The 21922-nt window shown below is 59.6% G+C and carries 23 protein-coding genes; 10 read left to right on the top strand and 13 right to left on the bottom strand.

What is annotated here, in order from left to right; all coding sequences use genetic code 11:
* Window positions 1-9 precede the first annotated feature (9 nt).
* Window positions 10-1902 carry a bifunctional sugar phosphate isomerase/epimerase/4-hydroxyphenylpyruvate dioxygenase family protein gene (locus LPU83_RS69855; RefSeq protein ID WP_024317527.1) on the bottom strand — a complete coding sequence of 631 codons (1893 nt, stop codon included), beginning with the start codon at window positions 1900-1902 and terminating at the stop codon, window positions 10-12.
* Window positions 1903-2148: 246 nt separating this feature from the next.
* On the opposite strand from LPU83_RS69855, the gene LPU83_RS69850 reads away from it, so the two are divergent.
* The 8 genes from LPU83_RS69850 (at window position 2149) to LPU83_RS69815 (ending at window position 8818) form a co-directional block, all read left to right on the top strand.
* Window positions 2149-2979 (top strand): transporter substrate-binding domain-containing protein, encoded by an 831-nt coding sequence (locus LPU83_RS69850; protein ID WP_024317526.1) that lies wholly within the window; start codon window positions 2149-2151, stop codon window positions 2977-2979.
* A 109-nt stretch (window positions 2980-3088) separates the two neighbouring features.
* Complete coding sequence (locus tag LPU83_RS69845; protein WP_024317525.1) at window positions 3089-3532, top strand: type II 3-dehydroquinate dehydratase; 444 nt, start codon at window positions 3089-3091, stop codon at window positions 3530-3532.
* A 31-nt stretch (window positions 3533-3563) separates the two neighbouring features.
* A complete protein-coding gene (locus tag LPU83_RS69840) occupies window positions 3564-4232 on the top strand; it encodes an amino acid ABC transporter permease (RefSeq protein WP_024317524.1) in 669 nt (222 codons plus the stop codon).
* Between the two features lie 10 nt (window positions 4233-4242).
* Entirely contained in the window at window positions 4243-4884 is a 642-nt protein-coding gene (locus LPU83_RS69835) for an amino acid ABC transporter permease (RefSeq protein WP_024317523.1), read from the top strand.
* A gap of 43 nt (window positions 4885-4927) precedes the next feature.
* Entirely contained in the window at window positions 4928-5689 is a 762-nt protein-coding gene (locus tag LPU83_RS69830) for an amino acid ABC transporter ATP-binding protein (RefSeq protein ID WP_024317522.1), read from the top strand.
* 17 nt (window positions 5690-5706) lie between these two features.
* On the top strand, window positions 5707-6783 hold the full coding sequence (locus tag LPU83_RS69825; RefSeq protein ID WP_024317521.1) for a Gfo/Idh/MocA family protein: 1077 nt from the start codon (window positions 5707-5709) through the stop codon (window positions 6781-6783).
* A gap of 1 nt (window position 6784) precedes the next feature.
* The gene (locus LPU83_RS69820; protein ID WP_024317520.1) at window positions 6785-7615 is read left to right on the top strand and encodes a shikimate dehydrogenase family protein; all 831 of its coding nucleotides are present in this window, start codon (window positions 6785-6787) and stop codon (window positions 7613-7615) included.
* A gap of 534 nt (window positions 7616-8149) precedes the next feature.
* Window positions 8150-8818 carry a VOC family protein gene (locus tag LPU83_RS69815; RefSeq protein WP_024317519.1) on the top strand — a complete coding sequence of 223 codons (669 nt, stop codon included), beginning with the start codon at window positions 8150-8152 and terminating at the stop codon, window positions 8816-8818.
* Window positions 8819-9148: 330 nt separating this feature from the next.
* Here LPU83_RS69815 and LPU83_RS69810 read toward each other — a convergent pair whose 3' ends face one another.
* Window positions 9149-9418: a hypothetical protein gene (locus tag LPU83_RS69810; protein WP_024317518.1), complete on the bottom strand. Its 270-nt coding sequence runs from the start codon at window positions 9416-9418 to the stop codon at window positions 9149-9151.
* Window positions 9415-9651, bottom strand: a complete 237-nt coding sequence (locus tag LPU83_RS75525) for a PIN domain-containing protein (protein ID WP_331000924.1) — start codon at window positions 9649-9651, stop codon at window positions 9415-9417. The genes LPU83_RS69810 and LPU83_RS75525 overlap by 4 nt, the downstream gene beginning before the upstream one ends.
* 380 nt (window positions 9652-10031) lie before the next feature.
* On the opposite strand from LPU83_RS75525, the gene LPU83_RS69805 reads away from it, so the two are divergent.
* The gene (locus tag LPU83_RS69805; RefSeq protein WP_374046210.1) at window positions 10032-10412 is read left to right on the top strand and encodes a cupin domain-containing protein; all 381 of its coding nucleotides are present in this window, start codon (window positions 10032-10034) and stop codon (window positions 10410-10412) included.
* A 492-nt stretch (window positions 10413-10904) separates the two neighbouring features.
* The gene (locus LPU83_RS69800) at window positions 10905-11144 is read left to right on the top strand and encodes a hypothetical protein (RefSeq protein ID WP_225040105.1); all 240 of its coding nucleotides are present in this window, start codon (window positions 10905-10907) and stop codon (window positions 11142-11144) included.
* Window positions 11145-12333: 1189 nt separating this feature from the next.
* Here LPU83_RS69800 and doeB read toward each other — a convergent pair.
* From doeB to ehuR, 10 genes are all read right to left on the bottom strand, one after another.
* The gene (gene doeB / locus LPU83_RS69795) at window positions 12334-13332 is read right to left on the bottom strand and encodes a N(2)-acetyl-L-2,4-diaminobutanoate deacetylase DoeB (RefSeq protein ID WP_024317515.1); all 999 of its coding nucleotides are present in this window, start codon (window positions 13330-13332) and stop codon (window positions 12334-12336) included.
* 6 nt (window positions 13333-13338) lie between these two features.
* Window positions 13339-14520, bottom strand: a complete 1182-nt coding sequence (doeA, locus tag LPU83_RS69790) for an ectoine hydrolase DoeA (protein WP_024317514.1) — start codon at window positions 14518-14520, stop codon at window positions 13339-13341.
* A 34-nt stretch (window positions 14521-14554) separates the two neighbouring features.
* Window positions 14555-15547, bottom strand: a complete 993-nt coding sequence (eutC, locus tag LPU83_RS69785) for an ectoine utilization protein EutC (RefSeq protein ID WP_024317513.1) — start codon at window positions 15545-15547, stop codon at window positions 14555-14557.
* Window positions 15544-16545: a hydroxyectoine utilization dehydratase EutB gene (eutB, locus tag LPU83_RS69780; RefSeq protein WP_024317512.1), complete on the bottom strand. Its 1002-nt coding sequence runs from the start codon at window positions 16543-16545 to the stop codon at window positions 15544-15546. Before eutB ends, eutC begins: the two co-directional genes overlap by 4 nt.
* Window positions 16546-16549: 4 nt before the next feature.
* Complete coding sequence (gene eutA / locus LPU83_RS69775) at window positions 16550-17329, bottom strand: ectoine utilization protein EutA (protein ID WP_024317511.1); 780 nt, start codon at window positions 17327-17329, stop codon at window positions 16550-16552.
* Window positions 17329-17988, bottom strand: coding sequence for an ectoine/hydroxyectoine ABC transporter permease subunit EhuD (gene ehuD, locus LPU83_RS69770; RefSeq protein ID WP_024317510.1), 660 nt, complete (start codon window positions 17986-17988; stop codon window positions 17329-17331). Before ehuD ends, eutA begins: the two co-directional genes overlap by 1 nt.
* Before the next feature lie 3 nt (window positions 17989-17991).
* Entirely contained in the window at window positions 17992-18651 is a 660-nt protein-coding gene (gene ehuC / locus LPU83_RS69765; RefSeq protein ID WP_024317509.1) for an ectoine/hydroxyectoine ABC transporter permease subunit EhuC, read from the bottom strand.
* Window positions 18652-18722: 71 nt separating this feature from the next.
* Window positions 18723-19562, bottom strand: a complete 840-nt coding sequence (gene ehuB / locus LPU83_RS69760; RefSeq protein ID WP_024317508.1) for an ectoine/hydroxyectoine ABC transporter substrate-binding protein EhuB — start codon at window positions 19560-19562, stop codon at window positions 18723-18725.
* 52 nt (window positions 19563-19614) lie between these two features.
* Complete coding sequence (gene ehuA, locus LPU83_RS69755; RefSeq protein ID WP_024317507.1) at window positions 19615-20400, bottom strand: ectoine/hydroxyectoine ABC transporter ATP-binding protein EhuA; 786 nt, start codon at window positions 20398-20400, stop codon at window positions 19615-19617.
* Window positions 20401-20522: 122 nt separating this feature from the next.
* A complete protein-coding gene (gene ehuR / locus LPU83_RS69750) occupies window positions 20523-21908 on the bottom strand; it encodes a MocR-like ectoine utilization transcription factor EhuR (protein ID WP_024317506.1) in 1386 nt (461 codons plus the stop codon).
* Between the last annotated feature and the right edge of the window lie 14 nt (window positions 21909-21922).

The following is a 21922-nucleotide window of genomic DNA, read 5'->3' as shown; positions in this document are numbered from 1 at the left end:
CGTGTCTGATCAACCGGCGTCCTTCGGAATACCCTCCGGCCTCATCAGCTTCTTCAGCGCGGCAATGCGGAAAATGGCGTTTGCGGCTCCATAGCCGCGATAGCCGCGGCGCTCGACAATCTCGAAGAAGAAGCCCTCGCCATATGTGCCGCTGTAGAGTTGCAGATATTCACCATGCTCGTCACGGTCATAGAGGATGTTTTCCGCTTTCAGCCGTTCGGTCAGATCAGGTTGCAAGCCGAAGCGGGCTTCGACATCGTCGTAGTAGTTTGGCGAGATATGGAGCGGCTTGAATCCTCTCTTTCGAAGCTGACGCGCGGTGGCGAATATGTCATCGGTCGAAAATGCCAGATGCTGGATCCCCGAACCGAACTGTTCGGCGATGAAGTGGCCGGCGAGCGTGCGGCGATTTTCGGCGCCATTCATGGTGATGCGCAGCGTACCGGGCTCATTCTCGATGACCTGGCTGCGCACGACCCCGCTCGGATCGATGATATCCACCATCGGTGTCTTTCCGGTCTTGAAGATCGATGTGTAGAAGAGCAGCCAGGTCAGCATTTCCTCATAGGCCACCGTCTGCGCGATGTGATCGATGTGCAGCAGCCCGGCATCCGCAGCATCGCTCCTTGTTGCAGAAACGGCCTCGAAGTCGATCTCCGAAAACCGGCCGAGCGGGCTTTTGTCATCGATGAGATAGATCAGGCCGCCACCCACAGCGCGAATGGCGGGGAATTCCAGCTCATCATCGGCAACGGGCTGGCGAAAAGGTTCGGCATCGAGCGCCAGCGCACGGGCGTAGGCTTCGCCAGCATCATCGACGACGAGGGCCAGCGCGTAGGCAGATGTACCGTGGACTGCGTAGGCCGCACCTGCAAAGCCTGCGGTATCGACGTTGACGAGAATGCGGATATTGCCCTGTTCAAACAGGGTGACCTTTTTCGAGCGATGAACGGCTGCCTTGCGGAAGCCGAGAGTGTGGAGCAGAGCGATCAGTTCGCCGGCTTCGTCCTCGTCCGTTGCAAACTCGACGAAGCCGACGCCTTTGACGGTAGCGCGCTCGGGCATGGGAACACCGATCGGCGTCTTCACACTGCGGCGAACCTGATCGGCCAGATAGATCAGCGACCGGTGGCCGTCGGCCGCAATTGCCCGCGTAGAGCCGCCGCGGAACTGGTCATTGAAGATTTCGAGCGAAAAATAGCCGTCATAGCCCGTCGACGCCACAGCCTCGGCAAAAGCGGTGACCGGTAGATCGCCCTCGCCCGGCATGTTGCGAAAATGGCGGCTCCAATAGAGCAGATCCATGTCGATCATCGGCGCATCGGCCAATTGCACGATGAAGATCTTCTCCTTTGGGATCGAGCGGATCGAGTTGATGTCGATCTTTCGCGACAGCGAATGGAAGCTATCGAGGATCAGCCCGACATTTGGATGATCGGCGCGGCGTACGATCTCCCAGGCATCGCGGTGATCGTTGACATAACGACCCCAGGCAAGTGCTTCATAACCGACCTTGAGGCCGCGTTTGGCAGCTCGCTCGCCAAGCTCATGAAAGTCGGCGGCGGCGCGATCGATGCCGCCAAGAGCGGCCTGCGAGACGTTCGAGCAGACAAGAACCATTCCGGTCCCGAGTTCCTGCATGACGTCGAACTTGCGTTCGGCCCGGTCGAATGTGCGGCTTCGAAGCGCATCCGGCATGCCCTCGAAATCTCGGAAGGGCTGGAAGAGCGTTATTTCCAGTCCGAGATCTCTCGCCATCTTGCCGACATCGGCAGGGCTTCCGTCAAAGGCCAGGAAGTCGTTCTCGAAAATCTCGACGCCATCGAAGCCTGCTTGTGCAATGGCTTCGAGTTTCTCCGGCAGTTCACCGCTCAGCGTTACCGTTGCAATCGAGGTCTTCATGTTTCAAGGACCCTTTCCACCAGCGTCACGAGGGCCGGCCACGGCGATGTACCTGATAGCGCCAACTCCTCCTCATGGCATTATGGCAAATGTCTTGAATATTGCAATTCAATTGGTCAAATACAAAGTCTCATATGATTCTTAAAAACTATGTTGATTTATCGCGGCTCCTCTGGCAAATATTTCCCATGCAGTCGGGAGAGGAAGACTGTTGGTCCAAGCGACCGCCAAACGGAGGAGGAATCAATGTTCAAGTCGATGCTGACACGGCGCCATGCCATGGTGGCTGCCGCCACGCTCGTAGCTGCCATCGGGCTTGCCAAGCCGGCGGCCGCCATCACACCCGAAGAGATCAAGGCCAGAGGCAAGCTGATCGTCGGCATCCAGGGCGATAACCCGCCATGGGGCTTCGTCACCAGCGGCGGCAAGCAGGACGGCCTCGATGCCGATATCGCCACGCTCTACGCCAAGGAATTGGGCGTATCCGTCGAATTCGTGCCGCTTGAAGTCAACAACCGCATTCCCGCACTGACCACGGGGCGCGTCGACGTTCTCTTCGCGACGATGGCCATGCTGCCTGATCGCGCCAAGGCTGTTCAGTTCAGCAAGCCTTACGTTGCCAACGCCATTGTCCTGATTGCTCCGAAGTCGATGTCGATCAAGGCCAACGAGGATATGGCAAATCTCACGATCGGCGTCGCGAAAGGTGCAGCACAGGATACGCAGGTCACCAAGAATGCGCCACAGAGCGCAACGATCCGCCGCTTCGACGGCGATGCCCCAAGCGTCCAGGCGCTGGTGTCCGGACAGGTCCAGGCTCTGGGCGGCAACATCTTCTACATGGACCGGGTCGAAAAGGCGCGTCCGGGCGAATTCGAAAACAAGCTCGAATTCCAGAAGCTCTACAATGGCGCCTGCACGCGTCTTGGCGAGAAGGAAATCAACGCCTCTATCAATTCCTTCATCGACAAGATCAAGGACAATGGCGAGCTCAAGAAGATCTACGCCAAGTGGATGAAGGTGCCGGTTCCGGAGTTCCCCGCGAGCCTGAACGGCATTCCGTTCAGCGCCAACTAAGCCACGGGCTGCTTAAAGCAAAGGCAAAACGGCGGGCATTGTGGTGCCCGCCAACGATACCGCTTTGCTTGGCGGCCAAGAGCCCTTGCGCGTTTTGTGGAGCGCGATCATGAACAAGACTATATTTGTGCTGAACGGACCGAACCTCAACCTTCTTGGCCAGCGGGAGCCGGCAATCTACGGCACCACGACGCTTGCCGACATCAAGGAAAAATGCCTCGCCAAGGCGAAGGGCCTCGGGTTCGACATCGACTTTCGCCAGACCAATTTCGAGGGGGAACTGGTGGAAAGCGTGCATCAGGCGCGCAGCCACGCATGCGGTATCATCATCAATCCCGCTGGCTACACCTTCACGTCGATCGCACTGCTTGATGCGCTGAAAACATTCGATCCCCCGAAAATCGAACTGCATATATCCAATGTGCATGCACGCGAGAGCATCTACCACAATTCGCTGATCTCGCGGGTTGCGACCGCAATCATGATCGGCTTCGGCGCGCGCGGTTATGAACTGGCGATCGAAGCCATGGCAGACATGGTCGGACCAAGCTGATGATCGAAACCGGTGGATCAGAGAGGCGGCCATGAACTATCAATTGGATTTCACCCCGGTCATCGACGGGCTGCCAAGCCTGCTTTTCGGCTGTCTCGGCACCTTCCTACTGGCGATCTGCGGCATGGCACTTGCAATCGTCATCGGCATAGGCGGTGTCGCCCTCAGGGACTCGCCTTTCAAACCGCTGCGCTGGCTCGTGATCGGCTTTGTCGAGCTCATTCGCAACACGCCGTTCCTGGTTCAGATCTTCTTTCTGTACTTTGCACTGCCGTTGGCCGGCATTCGACTTGACCCGACACCGACGGCAATCATCGCCCTTGGGATCAACGGCGGCGCCTACGCCATCGAGATCATTCGAGGCGGCGTCCAGTCGATCTCGAGAGGTCAGATGGAGGCGGGCCTTGCTCTTGGGCTGCACAAGGCGCAGGTCTTCCGGCTGATCATCCTCAAGCCGGCTCTCAGGGCGATCTATCCGTCGCTAACCAGCCAGTTCGTGCTTTTGACGCTGTCGACCAGCATCGCTTCGGCGATCTCGGCCTACGAACTGACGTCGGTGTCGCAGCGCATCGAATCCGAAAGCTTTCGAAGCTTCGAGGTCTACTTCACGGTGACGATCTTCTACCTCGTCATATCCTGGCTGATGATGCGCCTCTTTGCGCTGTTTTCGGCACGTTATTTCACCTATCCGATCAAGTAGGGTCCAAGCGATGGGCAGCGAAGAATTCATTTTCCTCCTGATCGGTTTGAAATGGACCGTGCTTCTCTCGGTCGTTGGCTTCATCTGCGGAGGGATTGCCGGGCTTGGCGTGGCGCTGGCGCGCAGCTCCGAGATCCCGATGCTGGAACGCATCACGGCCGGCTATATTGCGGTCTTCCAGGGCACTCCTTTGCTGATGCAGCTCTTCGTCGTCTACTATGGGCTGGCTCTCATCGGCCTGAGGCTCGATGCATGGGTGGCTGTCGCCGTCGGGTTGACGCTGCATGCCAGCGCCTATCTGGGAGAGATCTGGCGAGGCTCGATCGATGCCGTGCCGCGCGGTCAAACGGAGGCGGCGCGAGCACTCAGTCTCAAATATGTCTCGCGCATGACCGATGTCATCCTGCCGCAGGCGCTGCGCATCTCACTGCCGGCAACGATCGGCTTCCTCGTGCAACTCATCAAGGGCACCTCGCTTGCCTCGATCGTTGGCTTCACGGAACTTACGCGGGCCGGCAACATCATATCCAACCAGATCTTCCAGCCACTCACGGTCTTCGGCATCGTGGGCGCGCTGTATTTCCTGATGTGCTGTCCGCTGACGATCATCGGGGCGCGTCTCGAACGGCGGTTTGCGGCGTCCGCTCGCTGATGATGCGCGAGCGAATTCACAAGAGATCGATGGAATTGAGACCATGACCAATGCTTCCGCACCGACCGCTGAGACCGTGATCACCATGACCCAGGTGGAGAAATGGTACGGTTCCTTTCAGGCCCTGCACGATATCAACATGTCGGTGCGCAAGGGCGAGCGGATCGTTCTATGTGGACCTTCAGGCAGCGGCAAATCCACGCTCATCCGCTGTATCAACCATCTCGAATCTTACCAGAAGGGGGAGATCCGCGTTGGTGGCGTTCTGCTTGGAAACGAGGCAAAATCGATCGACGCGATCCGTCGCGACGTCGGCATGGTGTTCCAGCAGTTCAATCTCTTTCCGCATCTGACCGTACTGCAGAACTGCATGCTGGCACCGATGCGGGCACTTGGCGTTGGAAGGGTGCGGGCCGAGGAGCGCGCGCGCTCATTGCTTGGTCGGGTCAAGATCCTTGAACAGGCAGACAAATATCCGGTGCAGCTTTCCGGCGGCCAGCAACAGCGTGTCGCGATTGCGCGGGCGCTTTGCATGCGGCCGAAGATCATGCTCTTCGATGAGCCGACCTCCGCGCTCGATCCCGAGATGGTCAAGGAAGTGCTTGATACGATGATCAGCCTTGCCGAAGAGGGCATGACGATGATCTGCGTCACCCACGAGATGGGCTTTGCCCGCCAGGTGGCCGATCGGGTCGTCTTCATGGCGAGCGGCGCGATCGTCGAAGAGGCGCCCCCGGCCGAATTCTTCACCAACCCGCGCCACGAGCGCACACGCAAATTTCTGGGCGAAATCCTGCGCAACTAGAGCTTTGGGGAATTCCAATGTCAGCACAATCGCAGACAACCCCCTTGAAAATCGCGGTGATGGGCGCGGGCCTCATAGGCAGGCGCCACATCGAAGGCGTTCTGGCCGAGCCGCGCGCCACACTTTCTGCCGTCGTCGACCCGTCAGATGCAGGGCGCGAGTTTGCGAAAAGCACGGGCGCCCGATGGTTCCCGACCCTTCCCGAGGCTGCCGCAAGCGAGCGCCCGGACGGGGTGATTGTTGCCACCCCGAACCAGCTTCATGTCGCTAACGCCCTTGAGGCCATCGCGGCTGGAATTCCGGTCTTGGTCGAGAAGCCGATCGCAGACAACGCCGACGCTGGCGCCGCCCTCGTCGATGCCGGCGTCCTGGCGAACGTTCCCATTCTGGTCGGTCACCATCGCCGCTATAATCCCATCATACAGGAGACAAAGCGCGTCCTAGACAGCGGTCGGCTGGGCAAGCTTTTGACTGTCCAGGGGACATTCTGGGTTGCCAAGCCCGACGACTACTTCGATGTCGGCTGGCGCCGGCAGGCAGGCGCCGGACCGACCTTCATCAACCTGATCCACGACATCGATCTCTTCCGCTATCTTTTCGGCGAGGTGGACGCGGTCCATGCGATGGAATCAAATTCGACCCGCAAGCACCCTGTCGAGGACACCACCGTTATCCTCCTGCGGTTCGCAAGCGGCATGCTTGGAACCTTGAACGCATCCGACGCGGTCGCCTCCCCCTGGAGCTGGGAGATGACGGCGGGAGAGAACCCGGCGTTTCCGCGGCTGGATCAATTCTGCTATCAGATCGGTGGGACAGGCGGTTCACTGGCCATCCCACAACTTGCGCTTTGGACCAATGCATCGAAGCCCAACTGGCTGGAAGCGCTTACCTCAGAACGCGTACCGTTCACACCCACCGACCCACAGACTGCACAACTTCACCATTTCTGCGATGTGATCCGTCGCCAAGCTGAGCCTCTTGTCAGTGGCACGGAAGGTCTTGCCACGTTGCGCGTCGTCGATGCGATCAAGGCGTCGGCGCGTTCAGGCAAGACGATCCATCTGGGTAAAATCGATAGGCGACAAGGTCATTGATATGATTACGGGCACCACGAGGCTTATCGCTCACCTCGGCTATCCGACGGAGTCATTCAAAGCTCCGCTGATCTACAATCCATATTTCGAACAAAGTGGCATCGATGCCGTCGTCGTGCCGATGGGTTGCAAGCCCGAGGACTATCCCTCGTTCCTCAAGCTCGTCTTCAGGCTTTCGAATATTCATGGCGCCCTCGTCACCATGCCGCACAAGGTGACGACAATGGGACTGCTCGACGATGTATCGACGAACGCCAAGGTCGCTGGCTCATGCAACGCTGTCAGGCTCGGGCCGGCCGGCAGGCTGATTGGCGATATGTTCGATGGTGAAGGCTTTGTCCGCGGCCTGTTGCGCAAAGGCAAAAGGGTGGAGGGAGCCCACGTGCTGATCGTCGGCGCAGGCGGTGTCGGCTCCGCGATCGCCGCTTCAATGGCAGGTGCCGGCGCGCGCCGGATTGTGCTCCACGATGACAACGCGGCCACGTCGGCAGGGCTCAGCGACCGGCTGAAGACATACTATCCAACGACCGAGGTCAGCATCGGTTCAACGGATCCTGCTGGTTTCGACATCGTCGTCAACGCCACTCCCCTCGGGATGCGTAAGAACGATCCACTGCCCCTCGACGTTTCGCGTCTCTCACCTTCCACCTTTGTAGGCGAGGTCGTCATGAAGGAAGAAATCACGCCGTTTCTGGCGGCAGCGCGCGCGCGCGGATGCGCGTTCCAGGTCGGCACGGACATGTTGTTCGAGCAAATACCGGCCTATTTGGAGTTCTTCGGCTTCCCCACCGCAAGCGCAGATTACCTGCGATCGATTGCTCGGCTGCAATGATCGCTTACGCGCTGCAATCAGGTTAAACCCGCACGGGCGATCTCAAACAATATCCGCTCCTGCACTTGACGTCCTCGAACTGCAGCCCCTGTCGTCCAAATTGCCGGTGCGTTCCTCCTTTGCGCGGCTATCGCGCCTTCGGTAAGCGAAAATACCAACCCCTGATCCGATGATCTGTGGGCACGGCGACCCGAGATCTGTGATAACATCGCTCCGCTACACGATGTGTGGCGGCGCGCCACCGGAAAGCGTCCCGCTTGCGAGCGGCAGGTACGACCATCCGTGCGCCATTCGTGCAAGTAGCAGTCGCGTCACATGTCAATGCCCGAAGTTTCCCCGTATTGCGTGCGGTCTTTGCGTTGAACATGTTGTTTTCTTTGTCGTTTAGGTTTGCTTGAGGTGATCCACGGCATCGAGCACATGGCTGCTTTTGACCATGGGGAGCGAAGTTTATTGTGTCAACGGCGGGGCAGATGCGTCCCCTGCCCTCCACGACCTCATCCAAGTCCAAGTCCAAGTCCAAGGAGAATTGTGATGACCCCTGCAATCAAGACCAACAACGAGCGGCCCCTCGAGATGAAGCTCGAAGTCATCGTCATCCCGGTGTCGGACGTCGATCGTGCCAAACACTTTTATGGCAACCTGGGTTGGAGGCTCGATGCGGACTTCGCTGGCAGTGACGACTACCGCGTCATCCAGCTCACGCCCCCAGGCTCCGGCGCCTCGGTCATCTTCGGCAGGCACGTGACGGCGGCCGCCCCCGGCTCGGCACAAGGGCTATACCTTATTGTTTCGGACATCGAGGCTGCACGTAGCGATCTGCTCGCTCGCGGTGTGGAGGTCAGCGAGGCGTTCCACCACGCCGGCGACACCTATGCGGGACCTGATGAACCCTATCTGTTTGGCAGGCGAAGGGTTCGCGGACCGGATCCCGAACGCACCAGCTACCGCACCTATGCCTCGTTCAGCGATCCGGATGGCAACGGTTGGCTGCTCCAGGAGGTGACAGCGCGCCTGCCTGGACGCGTGGCCGCAGACGACACGACATTCACCTCCTTGACCGAGCTTGCGAGCGCACTTCGCCGTGCCGAGGCGGCTCACGGAGACCACGAGCAACGGCTCGGCGAGCGCGACGCGGACTGGCCGAGTTGGTATGCCGAGTACATGGTAAACGAGCAGGCCGGCAAGCCGCTGCCAAGTTAAGCATCCGTGGCGCCGGCGTGGCTGCGCAGTGATCTGCGCATGTGCAACCACAAGCCGGTTCAAATTTCACCGCCATCAACAGCGCACACGATTGGCAAGACCGTACTAAAACCGATGGACGGCTGGGAGGCCGGTCCCAAAGCAATATCGAACTCCTCCAGTGACTGCGTCACTGAGACGGGACGTTTGCACCACAGGGGCGAAAATCTGTTGGCAGCATCAAAAATCGTTTATTCCAGAAGGGCGGAATCGAAAAATAATTCGCACCTATCTACGAAACAAAGGCAAGTCGTGAAAAGAAAGGCGGCTGAATCAGCCGCCTTGGATAGATTAAGGACGGAAGCTCGACGCTCCCTGTGCCTCGACCAGTTCGTCACCGGGATCAGGTTCGACATCAGGTGCACGATCAAGGATGGCAAGTGCCGCATCGACATTTCCGCGTGCCGCCCGCTTACTCAGGCTCATGAAGGCACGTCGATGACCAATGCCGTCAGCGATAAACGCGGAAAGCAACTGGTTCAGCGATACGTTGTCTTCCGCCGCTGCCCGCTTGGCTTCTTCCATGACATGATCTGCTAGTCTGAGAGGATAGGTACTCATGTTGGCTGTCTCCTTCTCGTTAGTTCTGCCACAAAATCTCCGGCTCTCATGACAGACATGCCGAACACTCTTACGGCTGGGTGTTGGAAGTGCCTGTCACTACTTACGATAAATGTCGCACCCGCCGCCAAAGCGCACTCAATGTAGATGTCATCCTTTGGATCGTCCAAGAACGGCCTGAACCGAAACCATGGGGAAACGAGATGAGCTTGGCTGAAAACGGCATCCAGCACAGTGTCAATCTCGTCCCCGCTCAGCCACGGTTCATCACCAAAGTATACCGGGTCGCTTCAGGACATCCTCGTATTCCAAGGCCACGGCTGGCGACACGGCAAAGGGAACATCGCCAACAAGCAGTTCCCTCAATAGCTGGTGCGACCCGCACCACCGGGCCAAGCTTCTTTAGACGAGCGTCGCACTCGGTTCAGGTCGTTGCGGCCGGCAGAGCCAGCACGATTGGGGCCGTCATTGCGGCGGACACAATGCGTTACAATAAGCTATCCCGGCGGACACATCCGGCATTCAACCATGCGGAAAGATGCGATTGCGGCCTTGAAGGGCCCGGCATCAGCCCCCTCAATGAAAGGACGACAAGATGAAGACCCCCAGGATCATGACGCTCGCCATGTTGTTGCTGGCAAACACAATGGCATTCTCGTCCGCACGGGCAGAACAGCCGCTGCAGCGCACTGACCTTTTGAAGAACGACATCGATGTGGCCGGCCACGAGGCTGTCCAGGTGCGCGTCGATTTTGCGCCAGGTGTTCTTGCACCCAAGCACTCTCATCCCGGCGAAGAACTCGCCTATGTTCTCAAGGGAACACTTGAATACCAGCTCGAAGGCAGGCCGCCTGTAACCCTTACGGCTGGCCAATCCCTGTTTATTCCGTCGGGCCTCGCCCACTCGGCGAAAAACGTTGGCGGTGGCAAGGCGTCTGAACTTGCGACCTACATCGTCAAGAAAGGCGCGCCGCTTGTCGTGCCTGCAAAGTGAGGCGTTGCGATGCCTAAATCATCAAGGACGGGGCTGCGGCATCGATGGCATCCGGCCCGTCGCGGCGCGCGTTTCTTCGGGGTCGAGCTTCGATCGCGATCGCTGGAGCTTTTCTTCACGCGATCGCGACCGCTGCCACTGCTTGGACCTTGCCCTGCCCAGGGCTTGGGTAGGCAAGAACCAGCGCCGACCCCACGGCAAATTGGCGTTCGGTGGAAGCCTATTGGCAGATGGATGGATTACGCAAGTCCTCGTCACGCGCGCACGATGCGTGCCCGCGATCGTCCGGTCGGGCCACCACGATCCGACGGGGCCGTTTTAAGACGAAGCTAAACTAGGGCTTGCCTTCCCCACAATTAGGGTACATCGTCCGAGCTTCAGTAGTTTAGTTCAGGGCGCTACTGGTTGAGGGCCACTATACCCTCGCCCCAATTGAAGGAGGACGCGATGTCTTCCCACCCCCTATCAATCGTTACATCAGCGGACCTTGCAATGCTGCAAATCGTCTTGGATAGCGCCGGGTACGATGCTGCTAGCAGTCTCGCCGATCCCAAACGTTACAACGTCGCAGCAAAACTTCTCATCAGACGCTTCCAAGAAGGGGCGACTTCCTCTCGCGCGCTGTCGCAGGAATTGGATCTGCATTTTGGCACTTCGTTATCAAAAGAACCTTCAGTAAGCTTCTCGCGTAACCGCGCGTCCATCCAAGGTCTGCGTGTGTCGTCCTCATAGACCAGCCTTGGCTCGACAAATGAAAAGCCCCGTCGATGTCGCGGGGCGTTTGCTAGTTCAATTCACGGGCCCTCTCATGAAAACTGTCCCCACACCAAGTTACCAAGTTGATGACACGCGCCGGCAGGAGGAATGCTCTCGTGCTTTTGATGATGTCGCGCGGTCCATAATGATAAGCGCCGTAGCCGCAGGGTGGCGCGAGGGTGAGGCAGCTCTAGCACTGGCGGACGCCGCCGAGCGGTACGTTATCTATATTGCGACACCTATTCGTGCGGTCCCGGCAGCTGCAAACACCAACACCAGGTAGGTACGTCGCCAGACATCGAGTTCGTTTGGAGCGGTGTATGAGCGACGTGCTCATGGTGCAGCCGATCACCTCATCGACACACACCCTGCACCTCACGCAACCCGACGCTGCAATGCCCGGGATCTCCACCGCTTGACGCGATCGATCAAAGGTTGCAATCTCGACGTATCAACCTGGTGGAAATGTAATGACATCGCGACTTACCTACGTGCTGATTGTGCTGGCCGTGGCTAGCGTGCTTTTATGGTGGGCCATGAATTTGTGATCGAAGCGCCCCCATCGCCACCTTCGTTTATCCCGCTCGAGATGTCCTTATCGAGAGCAAATAACGATCATCGAACAGCCAGCCGCAGGGCGCGGGGCGCGCTGATCCGCTCAAACGCGCCGGCGCTTTCGCCAGTGACCAGATAGACCGGACTTTCGTTGTCGCCCGCCGCTTCTGGCGGCGGGTTGCTTTTGCGACCGAAAGCTACTTTCGACCGCCGCTTGGGCGGGACTTGCCGCCGCTACCCCCTGCGGTCTTGGCATCGGGAGCTTGCCCAAAGTTGGTTCCCCCTAGGTGCCCCCCGCCGCTCGTATTTGCGACCTGGCGTTCGGTCCTGCGCTGAATCTGAGCAGCATCGGTTTTGCTCATTCTAGGTTCCTTTTCGTTGCACGAGTGATCGCTGCCGGACGTGGTCCGGCAGATGAGATCGATTTTGAGAGAAAAGGTCTGCTGACGCCAATGGGCGAAGCGAAGCTCGACTGGCAAACTCGACGGGGCAACCTGATCCGCCATTGTGTTCAAAGCAAGTTCCAAGGTCGGTCGACCAGCCGACAAAAAGGCCCGGGGCGAAAGCGCACCGACCTTCCTCACTTCAACGAGGGCTTATCTTGCACATTTCATTGCGCGATGACCGCAGCACAATCCCCCGCCTTGATCAGACCAGGGAAATGACGCGCCGTGAGGATACCATCCATCTTCGAGCGGAGCTCGAGTGGCGTCTCTCCGGTACGCCCAACCGGATAGATGCGCGCAATGACGTCGCCCTTCTTAACAGCATCGCCGAGATCGACGGCAAATTCTGCAAGGCCCGCGCTTTCGCTGAAAATGAAACAGTCGCCGTCCGGCATATCGAGCCATTGCGTCGGTTGCCGCTCAATTTTCCCGGTTGCGACGCCTGCATGCTTCAGCACATTCATGACACCGCGCTTGGCGATCGCGGCGCTGCGGGCGGTCGCCGTGCCGCCGCCGCCGAGCTCGGTGGTGATGAAGATCTTTCCCATTTCCTCGGCCGCCGTGTCGTACATGCCGACCGCATCGATCTCCAGCATCCTCATGGAATAGGGCGCGCCGAAGGCCTCGACAAATTCGAAGCCTTTCTTCTCCTGCTCCTTGTCGAGCAGGATATGGGCGGCGCAGAAAGGCAGGAAATCGAGCGTCTTGCCGCCTGAATGGAAGTCGAGAACAATGTCAGCCAATGGCAGAAGCGTGCGCTGGAAGTAATCGGCGATCTTCTGCGTGACCGTGCCGTCAGGCCTGCCTGGAAAGCTGCGGTTCATATTGCCCTTGTCGATCGGCGACGTTCTCGTCTCGGCCGCAAAGGCTGGGTAGTTCATCGCCGGGACGATGATGACGCGGCCCTTGACGTCTTCTGCCTTGAGGGTGCGGGCGAGATCGAAGAGCGCGATCGGTCCCTCATATTCATCGCCGTGATTGCCTCCGCTCAGCAACACAGTCGGCCCGGTGCCGTTCTTAATCACCGTGACCGGAATCATCACCGACCCCCATGCTGAATCGTCACGACTGTAGGGCAGCCGAAGGAAGCCGTGTTGAGAGCCAACGGCATCGAAATCGACCGTCGCGCTGACCGGCGACGGACGCAAATCCTTGTCACTCATCGCCGCTCAATCCTTGACCATCAGTTTGCGCGGTACGTTGGCAAGGCATTCGACACCGGTTTCGGTGATCAGGATGCTTTCTGTCGTCTCGAAGCCCATGTCCTGAAGCCAGAGGCCCGTCATAAAGTGGAAGGTCATGCCCGGCTTCAGTTCCGTCTTGTCGCCGGGACGCAGGCTCATTGTGCGCTCGCCCCAATCCGGCGGATAGGACAGACCGATCGGATAGCCAGTGCGGTTGTCCTTGACGATCCCGTATTTCTTCAGAACCGCGAAAAAAGCATTGGCGATATCCTCGCAGGTATTGCCGGGTTTCGCGACGGCCAGCCCCGCCTCCATACCCTCAAGCGTTGCCTTTTCCGCATCGATAAAGGCCTGCGTCGGCTTGCCGAGGAAAACCGTGCGCGACAGCGGCAGGTGATAGCGGTTGTAGCAACCGGCGATCTCGAAAAAGGTGCCCTCGCCCCTTTTCATCGGCCGGTCATCCCAGGTCAGGTGCGGAGCCGATGCCTCGACGCCTGATGGCAGGAGTGGCACGATCGCCGGATAGTCACCGCCGATGCCATCCACGCCGCGTGTGCCGGCATCATAGATTTCAGCAACGAGATCGCATTTGCGCATGCCGACCTCGATCTTGTCGAAAATGCGCGCATGCATTGCTTCGACGATGCGGGCGGCATTGCGCATGTACTTGATTTCGGTCGGGCTCTTGAGTGCGCGCTGCCAATTGACGAGCGCCGTGGCATCGACGAAGCGGGCGTTGGGCAGATGCTTTTGCAGCGAGGCGAAGGCCGCTGCAGAGAACCAGTAATTGTCCATCTCGACGCCAATTGCGAGCTTGGAGAAGCCGCGATCCGTGAGAATGGCCGAGAGATAGTCCATCGGATGCCGCTCGGTCGACTGCACGTAGTGATCCGGATAGCCGATGATGTTTTCGTGCTTCAGATAGGCTGTCAGCTTCGCACCGTTGGCATCCTGCCCGCGGCCAAACCAGATGGGCTCGCCTGAAGGCGCAACGATGACCGCCTGATGCACATAGAACGACCAGCCGTCATAGCCCGTCAGCCAGGCCATGTTCGAAGGATCACTGACGATCAGGAGCTCGACACCCCTGGCCTCCATTGCCTTGCGGGTCTTTTCCAGGCGTTGGCTGTATTCTTCGCGCGAAAATTTGAGGTTGGGTTCACTCATGGGTTTTGCCTCCTTGTCCCGGTGTTGCACCGGATCAGCTTTCGAATGTCGTCCCGACCCGGGCCGCGGTTGCCCGCGAGAAAGCGAGCGTGGCTATGGCCGTGTCCTGGATACCTGTGCCGGTGAGGTCGGCGATGGTGATTAAGGCATCACCGGTGCGGCCCTTGGCGCGACCGGCGACGATCTGCCCGAGTTCCGAAAATTCCGTATTGGCGCTCACCGCCCCGGCTGCGATCGCATGGTGCAATTCGCCGAGACGGCGGGTCTGCATCAGGCTGTCGGCAACGTAGAGATCGGCCCCGGCGATCGCAGCCGGATCGATCTCGTTCTTGTGTTCGGCATCCGAGCCCATCGCTGTTAGATGCTGACCAGGCTCAAGCCATTCGGATCGGATGATCGGCTCTTGCGCTGGGGTCGTTGTCACGATCACATCCGCACCGCCGACTGCTCGCTGTGGATCGGCAACCGCGCTGACATCCATCGCAAGCTTTGAGGACAGTTCAGCGGCGGCAGCAATCGCCTTCGCATGATCGCGCGCCCAGATGCGCGCCTGCGTGATCGGCCGGACGAGTTTCAGCGCCTCCAGTTGCAGCTTTGCCTGCATGCCTGCGCCGAAGATCGCTGCAACCTTCGAGCCTTTGCGGGAGAGATGACGCGCCGCCACGGCTCCGGCTGCTGCCGTGCGCACATCTGTCAGATAGCCGTTGTCGAGCAGCAGCGCCCGGACGAGCCCCGTCCGGCTGGACAGGAGCACCATCATTCCGTTGGTGCTCGGCAGACCGATCTTCGGATTGTCGAAGAAGCCTGGGCTGATCTTGATCGCAAAGCCATCGAGGCCGGGAACATAGGCGGTCTTCACGTCCACCTCGCCCCGATGTTCCGGAATATCGAGCCTGAGGATCGGCGGCATGGAAACCGCCTTGGTGGCGAGTGCCCTGAAGGCGTCTTCGACGCAGCCGACGGCTTCGAGATCGAGGCTGATGACCTTTCTAAGGTCACGTTCCGTGAGGATGACCATGACGTTCATGCAAGATCCTTCCCGGCCAAAGCCGTTGCGCCATTGACGACCCGGCGATGAACCTCCATGTCGACGTTTCTGCCGGAAAGGATTGCAACGACGGGTCCGCACGAGGCGACCTTGCCGGCAAGAAGAGCGGCAATCCCGACGGCGCCGGCGCCTTCGATGACCTCGCGTTCGACCGAGTAGGCGTGGCGCATGCCGGCGGCGATTTCGCCCTCTGAAAGCAGCACGACATCGTCGACGAGATCGCGGCACATTGCGAACGTGAAGCAGTTCTCAAGACCGATTCCTCCCCCGAGAGAATCGGCGAAGCTTTCCTCTTCGATGACCGCAACGGGCGTCCCGGCGTCGAGGCTTGCCTTCATTGCAGCGCCCCGCTCCATCGTCATGCCGATAACGCGGATCGCCGGATTGATCGCCTTCAGCGCAACAGCAACACCCGATGCCAGCCCGCCGCCCGATAGCGGCACGAGAACCGTCGCAACTTCGGGGCAATCCGCAAAGATTTCGAGCCCGAGCGAGCCCTGCCCGGCAATCACTCGCGCATCGTCAAAGGGAGGAACGGCAACCAGACCCTCCTCGCGAATGAGCCGATCGACCTCGCGCTGGGCGTCATCCTGCGAGTTGCCCACAATATGTACCCTAGCGCCGAGGCGGCGGATTTCCTCAACCTTGTTTTTCGGCACCAGCCTTGACATGCAGATGGTGGCAGCAGCGCCTTCGGCTCTGGCCGCATAGGCAAGAGCCCGTCCATGATTGCCGGTGGAGGCCGCAACAAACCCCCGCCCCTTTTCCTTTGCGGTCAGGGACAGGACCGCATTGGTCGCACCGCGCAGCTTGAAGCTGCCGGTCGTCTGGCGATGCTCAAGCTTCAGATGGACGGGCTGGCCGGCTTGCTCGCTCAATGCGTCAGATCGTGTGAGCGGCGTGTGTCGAACACGCGAAGCGATGCGCTGCGAGGCGATCATGATATCCCGAAAGCTGACGGCAGACGTGCTTGGCATAACATCACCGTCCCGGATAAGGCAGGGTCATCAGTCGGGCGATGTCTGGCCGGGCCTCTTCGTCGCCGCATAGCCTGAGACAGGCCCAGGCCGTCGCCAGATTGCTGCTGACCACCGGCTTGCCGATCTTCTTCTCGATTGCGCCGGCCACATTTGCCGCACGCAAGGCCGTGCAGGAGATAAAAAGCGCGTCCGATGCGGGCGCCATTGCTTCGACCGCCAGCGCTTCGATCTCCTTAGGCGCGATGCGGGCCATTTCCCTGTCGTCGGTGAAACCAAGGCAGGTGAAGCGATCGATCTCGAAGCCGAGACGCGTGAAGTATTCGGCCATCGGACGCCCGGTTTCGGCAACATAGGGCGTCAGGATCGAGATCCGGCGCGCGCCGAATGCCTTGAGTGCCGCAACGGACGCAGCCGTCGGCGTTACGACCGGAACGCCGGGCTTTGCCGTGGCAATCGCTTTTTCGATCTCGCCGTCACCGATCACCACAGAGGCAGACGTGCAGGAATACATGATAGCGTCGAGCCGCTCGTCCGGGAGGATAAGCCCCGCCCCTGCCGTCAGCGACGGTTGCATCTTCAGAAGGTTTTCCGGCGTGGTCGGATTGGCATAGTGGATGCGGCTTGCGTAAACGCCGATGCGCTCGCTCGCGACCATCCGCTGGAAGTCGGCTTCCGTCGTGTGGTCGGTTGCCAGAATGATGAGACCGATCCGCTTTTCAATCGGCCGATCATCAAGACGCGGACGGCGGTTGGCCAAAGTGATATCGACGGTTTTGATCATCAGTCATCCATCCGGGAATAGCGTTCCTCAAGCCAGCGCGACCCAATCACAGAGATCAGGCTGATCACCAGGAAGAAGACGCCAACGAGCGTCATCGGCTCGATATAGCGGTAGTTGCTGTTGGCGATGCTCTTTGCTTGGTTCATCAGTTCAAGGACGGTGATGGCCGACAGCAGCGGCGTTTCCTTGAACATCGCGATGAAATAGTTGGCGAGCGCCGGGATCATCGGCGGGATTGCCTGCGGCAGGATCACGTGGATCCAGGCCTGGCGTTCAGTCAGGTTTGTTGCCTTGGCTGCCTCCCACTGGCCACGCGGCACATTCTCGATACCGGCGCGATAGACCTCGGCTGTATAGGTGGCATAGTGCAGGCCAATGCCAATCACCCCGGCGACCAGTGGCGCAAGACGGATGCCGATGTCGGGAAGAACGTAGAAGATGAAGTAGAGCTGCACGAGCAGCGGCGTGCCGCGAATGAATTCCGAGAAGAAGCCGACGCCGCGCGACAGCGCCGTCACGGAAGAACGCCGAGCAAGCGCGATCGCAAGGCCAAGGATCCCCGCAACGATCGCACCGAGCAAGGTTGCGAGAAGGGTGATCTTGAACCCTTCGATGAGCGTCGGCATGATCTGCCAGACGAAATCCCAATCCCATTCCATGCGCTAGACCCTCATCCCGTCGAGACCGCGGGTCATGCGGTGTTCAAGCCAGCGCATAGCGGTGGAGATGGCCCAGGCCATCAGGAAGTAGAGCACCAAGATGGTGGCAAAGGGGATCAACGTATTGCCGGTCTGGGCCCGCACGACCTGTGCCTGAAAGGTCATGTCGGTCAGCGAAATCAGCGAAACGACCGCCGTTCCCTTGAGCAGTTCAATGGCATTGTTACAGAAGGTCGGCAGCATCAGTGGCAGAGCTTGAGGCAGGATGATGTAACGCATGCGCTCATAGCGCGACAGGTTAAGCGCGATGCAGGCCTCAGTCTGCTCGCGTCCGATCGCACTGACAGCGCCTCGGACGACCTCGGCACCATAAGCGCCGACATTCAGCCCCAGCGCCAAAACGCCCGCCTGGAGAGGCGTCAGGGTCAGTCCTGCAAAGGGAAGTACGAAATAGACCCAGAAGAGCTGGACGAAGATCGAGGTACCGCGGAAGAATTCGATGTAGGCCGTGGCAAGCGCGCGCACGGCGAAGAAACGCGACAGGCGCGCGAGCCCGGCAATGAAGGCCATGACGAGCGCCAGGGCCGATCCCATCAGCGTCAGCTTCATGGTGACCAGTGCGCCTTCCAGGATCAATGTGAGGTAGCCGGTCCATCCCGACATCGGGCCGCATCCCTTTCAGAATTGAAGAGCCGGCTCCGTGCATTTCCTCACAGAGCCGGTGGTCCGCCGGTTTACTTTGCTGCGCAGAGCTTTTCGCGGCTCGTCGACATGGCGGCCGCTGCCGAGAAGCCGTAGGGTTCGATGATCTTTGCGAACTCGCCGGATTCCTTCATTTTCTTGAGCTCGACGTCATAGGCGTCGCGCAGTGCCACATCCTGCTTGCGGAAGGCAGCACCATCGCAATAGACCGGCGCTCCAACGACCGGTGCAATGGTTTCGAGGTTCGCATCGTTGGCCTTGGCCATGAGATCATGGATCGACAACACGGGCAGTGAGTAAGCATCGATGCGGCCATCTTGAAGCATCTTGATGCCGCTCTGGCCGTCCGGAACGACGATGACGCGATCGCGCGGAACGCCGGCTTCGAGCGCGAGCTTTTCCTCCGTGCCGCCGCCCGGAGCGCCGATCTTGGCATCCTGATTATCGGCGATGTCCTTGTAGCTCTTCAGCTTCAGCGGGTTGCCCTTCTTCACCGCAAAGGCTTCAGCGTCGCACAGCATCGGCTCGGAATAGGCGACCGCAGCACAGCGCTCAGGCTTCATGAAGAGACCGGCGGTAATGACGTCATGGCGGCCTGCCTGCAGGCCCGGGATCATCGCGCCGTATTCGGAGATCGAGGCGACGACATCCTTGACGCCGAGGCGCTGGAAGATAACGCGCGCCACATCGGGAGCCGCGCCCGAAACCTTGCCGTCGGCGCCAACGGCCGTAAAGGGTGGCTCGTTGGCGATCGCGATGCGGGCAAAACCTTGCTCCTTGAGCTCCTCAAGGTCAGCCGAATGTGCCGGTACCGTTGCCATGCCAAGCACTGCGGAAAATGCAGCTGCGCTCAGAAGAATTGTCTTTTTCATGTTCCCTGCTCCTGGTTGTCCTTGGATTGTCGGTTTTTCATTTGCATTGCGGTCAGATGCGATGGCCGGCCGCGATGATCTTGCGCAGGAAAGTCTGCGTGCGCTCCTGCGTCGGATTGCGAAAAATGTCGTTGGGCTTGCCCTCCTCGACGATCTTGCCGCGGTCGAAAAACAAGACGCGGTCGGCAAAGTCGTGAGCAAAGCCCATCTCGTGGGTGACGAGCAGCATGGTCATGTCGGTCTCGGAGGCGAGCCGCTTCATGACGCTCAGCACTTCCTCGACCAGTTCAGGGTCGAGAGCCGAGGTCACCTCGTCGAACAGCATTATCTTCGGCGACAATGCCAGTGCCCGCGCAATCGCGACGCGCTGTTTCTGCCCGCCCGAAAGCTGGGCGGGAGCGCTTGTGGCCTTATCGGCGAGGCCGACCATGTCGAGAAGTTCCATTGCACGTTTTTCGGCGTCCACACGCTTGATGCCCTTGGTCAGCATCGGCGCGAGCGTGACGTTGTCGAGCACGCACTTGTGGGGGAAAAGATTGAAGTGCTGGAACACCATGCCGATTTTTTCGCGCATCCTGCGCAGATGGCGCTCGTCGGCCGCCACCAGCGCGTTACCGCGCGGCATGTGATAAAGCTGCTCGCCATCGACCTCGATATGACCGCCGCTGATGGCCTCCAGCGTCATCAAAATGCGCAGGATCGTGGTTTTCCCCGATCCGGAGGGGCCGATCAGTGCCAGCTTTTCACCCGGCATGACATTCATCGACAGGCCGTCGAGCACGGTCAGCGGACCATATCTCTTGACGATGCTGTCGATGCGGATGATGGGCGTCGGCATTCATGTCTCTCCCTGTTGAGACAAGCAATGCGCTAACGATGAAGATGGTTCCAAATCATGTCAATTCGCAAAATAATATCATGACAATTATTCTGGACCTGCTCAATCCGAGGGCAGGACTGTCAAATCGCAAGCAAGAGTGCTTCGGGGTCACCCTGCGCCAGAGACGCGACGATCCCAAGGCCCGTGCGCAATTCGCTCTCGGTTGTCGAGCCGAGCGAGATCCGCACGGCCGGTGTCCATCCCTGGTCGGCGGTGCGGAAGGAACTACCCGGCGCGATCGCCACGCCACGCAAGCGCGCCTGCGAGACAAAGGAATCTTCGACGTGGCCGCCTGGCAGCGGCAGCCAGACATGCAGGCTCTGCGGGTGGGCGCGATAGGAAAGTCCGGCCAGCGCCTCTGCAGCAATCGCATGCCGGCTTTTCAGCGCCTGGCGTTGCCAGTTAACGAGTTCCAATGCTGTTCCGTCACTCACCCAGCGCGTGGCGATCTCGGCCATTGCCGGCGTGGCCATCCAGTTCGATACCAGATGGCGGTTGGCAACGGCAGCAACGTAGCGGTCAGGGGCCGCGAGGTAGCCGATGCGAAGGCCCGGCACCGTGATCTTGGTGAAGCTCGTGACGTAGAGTGTTCGCTCGGGCGCAAAGGCTGCGATCGGTGGGGCGCGATCCTCGACCATCGGCCCCAAGATGTCGTTCTCGATGATGGCAATGTCATGCCGCGCCGCGACGTCCGCCAATTGCCGGCGCCGCGCCTCGCTCATCAGCGCTGCCATCGGGTTGATAACCGAGGGCTGGAGGAATACCGCGCGGACCGGTCCCTTCCGGCATGCTTCATCCAACGCTGCAGGGATCATCCCTTCCTCGTCGATTGCAAGCCCCTCCAGATGCAGACCGAGATAGGTCGAAAGGGGGACGAGCGTATGGTGGCTGATTGCCTCGGTCGCGATGGTGGAGCCTGGTGGGGCAACGCTCATCAGCGCGACCGTCATGCCGGATGTGGCGCCGTTCGTCACGCTGATGTTGAGCGGCGAGACATCAAGCCCGCAGCGCGCCAGCCATTCCACGGCGACCTTTCGGTGGCGCGGGAAGACCATATTCGGACGGAATGACAGAGCCGAGCTCGACGGCAGGTTTTCCGATAGCCAGCCGAAGGCCTGCCGCATCTTTTCGAGATGGATCTGTTCGCAAACAGGTTTCAGGATCGAAAGATCGATCACCTCGCCAAGCCGCTCCGGCAGATAGGGAGGTTCGGGCTCGCGCGGACGCGTCTGCACGAAGCTGCCCCGGCCGATCTCGCCTGAAATCAGCCCACGCCTTATCAGCTCGTCATAGGCGCGGCTGACAGTCTGGACAGAAAGCTTCAGGTCGTCGGCGAGTTTGCGATGCGGTGGAAGCCTGGTGCCGTCCGAAAGCTTGCCGTCGGTGATCGCGCTGGCAATCTGCTCGGCAAGCGAGAGATAGGCCGGACGTCGAAGCTGCAACGGATCGGGGCGCCAATTTGTCATGATTTCAACACTGG

The organism is Rhizobium favelukesii (assembly GCF_000577275.2).
Lineage (GTDB): Bacteria > Pseudomonadota > Alphaproteobacteria > Rhizobiales > Rhizobiaceae > Rhizobium > Rhizobium favelukesii.
This window is presented reverse-complemented; position numbering and strand designations above follow the sequence as displayed.

Coding starts and splice junctions, on each gene's coding strand:
- ehuA (WP_024317507.1), bottom strand. CDS start 20,400: ATGCCGACGCCCATCATCCGCATCGACAGCATCGTCAAGAGATATGGT.
- LPU83_RS69835 (WP_024317523.1), top strand. CDS start 4,243: ATGGGCAGCGAAGAATTCATTTTCCTCCTGATCGGTTTGAAATGGACC.
- LPU83_RS69855 (WP_024317527.1), bottom strand. CDS start 1,902: ATGAAGACCTCGATTGCAACGGTAACGCTGAGCGGTGAACTGCCGGAG.
- eutA (WP_024317511.1), bottom strand. CDS start 17,329: ATGATCAAAACCGTCGATATCACTTTGGCCAACCGCCGTCCGCGTCTT.
- LPU83_RS69830 (WP_024317522.1), top strand. CDS start 4,928: ATGACCAATGCTTCCGCACCGACCGCTGAGACCGTGATCACCATGACC.
- doeB (WP_024317515.1), bottom strand. CDS start 13,332: ATGAGTGACAAGGATTTGCGTCCGTCGCCGGTCAGCGCGACGGTCGAT.
- LPU83_RS69810 (WP_024317518.1), bottom strand. CDS start 9,418: ATGAGTACCTATCCTCTCAGACTAGCAGATCATGTCATGGAAGAAGCC.
- ehuB (WP_024317508.1), bottom strand. CDS start 19,562: ATGAAAAAGACAATTCTTCTGAGCGCAGCTGCATTTTCCGCAGTGCTT.
- LPU83_RS69825 (WP_024317521.1), top strand. CDS start 5,707: ATGTCAGCACAATCGCAGACAACCCCCTTGAAAATCGCGGTGATGGGC.
- eutB (WP_024317512.1), bottom strand. CDS start 16,545: ATGCCAAGCACGTCTGCCGTCAGCTTTCGGGATATCATGATCGCCTCG.
- LPU83_RS69850 (WP_024317526.1), top strand. CDS start 2,149: ATGTTCAAGTCGATGCTGACACGGCGCCATGCCATGGTGGCTGCCGCC.
- eutC (WP_024317513.1), bottom strand. CDS start 15,547: ATGAACGTCATGGTCATCCTCACGGAACGTGACCTTAGAAAGGTCATC.
- LPU83_RS69805 (WP_374046210.1), top strand. CDS start 10,032: ATGACGCTCGCCATGTTGTTGCTGGCAAACACAATGGCATTCTCGTCC.
- LPU83_RS69820 (WP_024317520.1), top strand. CDS start 6,785: ATGATTACGGGCACCACGAGGCTTATCGCTCACCTCGGCTATCCGACG.
- ehuR (WP_024317506.1), bottom strand. CDS start 21,908: ATGACAAATTGGCGCCCCGATCCGTTGCAGCTTCGACGTCCGGCCTAT.
- LPU83_RS69815 (WP_024317519.1), top strand. CDS start 8,150: ATGACCCCTGCAATCAAGACCAACAACGAGCGGCCCCTCGAGATGAAG.
- LPU83_RS69845 (WP_024317525.1), top strand. CDS start 3,089: ATGAACAAGACTATATTTGTGCTGAACGGACCGAACCTCAACCTTCTT.
- LPU83_RS69800 (WP_225040105.1), top strand. CDS start 10,905: ATGCTGCAAATCGTCTTGGATAGCGCCGGGTACGATGCTGCTAGCAGT.
- ehuD (WP_024317510.1), bottom strand. CDS start 17,988: ATGGAATGGGATTGGGATTTCGTCTGGCAGATCATGCCGACGCTCATC.
- ehuC (WP_024317509.1), bottom strand. CDS start 18,651: ATGTCGGGATGGACCGGCTACCTCACATTGATCCTGGAAGGCGCACTG.
- LPU83_RS69840 (WP_024317524.1), top strand. CDS start 3,564: ATGAACTATCAATTGGATTTCACCCCGGTCATCGACGGGCTGCCAAGC.
- doeA (WP_024317514.1), bottom strand. CDS start 14,520: ATGAGTGAACCCAACCTCAAATTTTCGCGCGAAGAATACAGCCAACGC.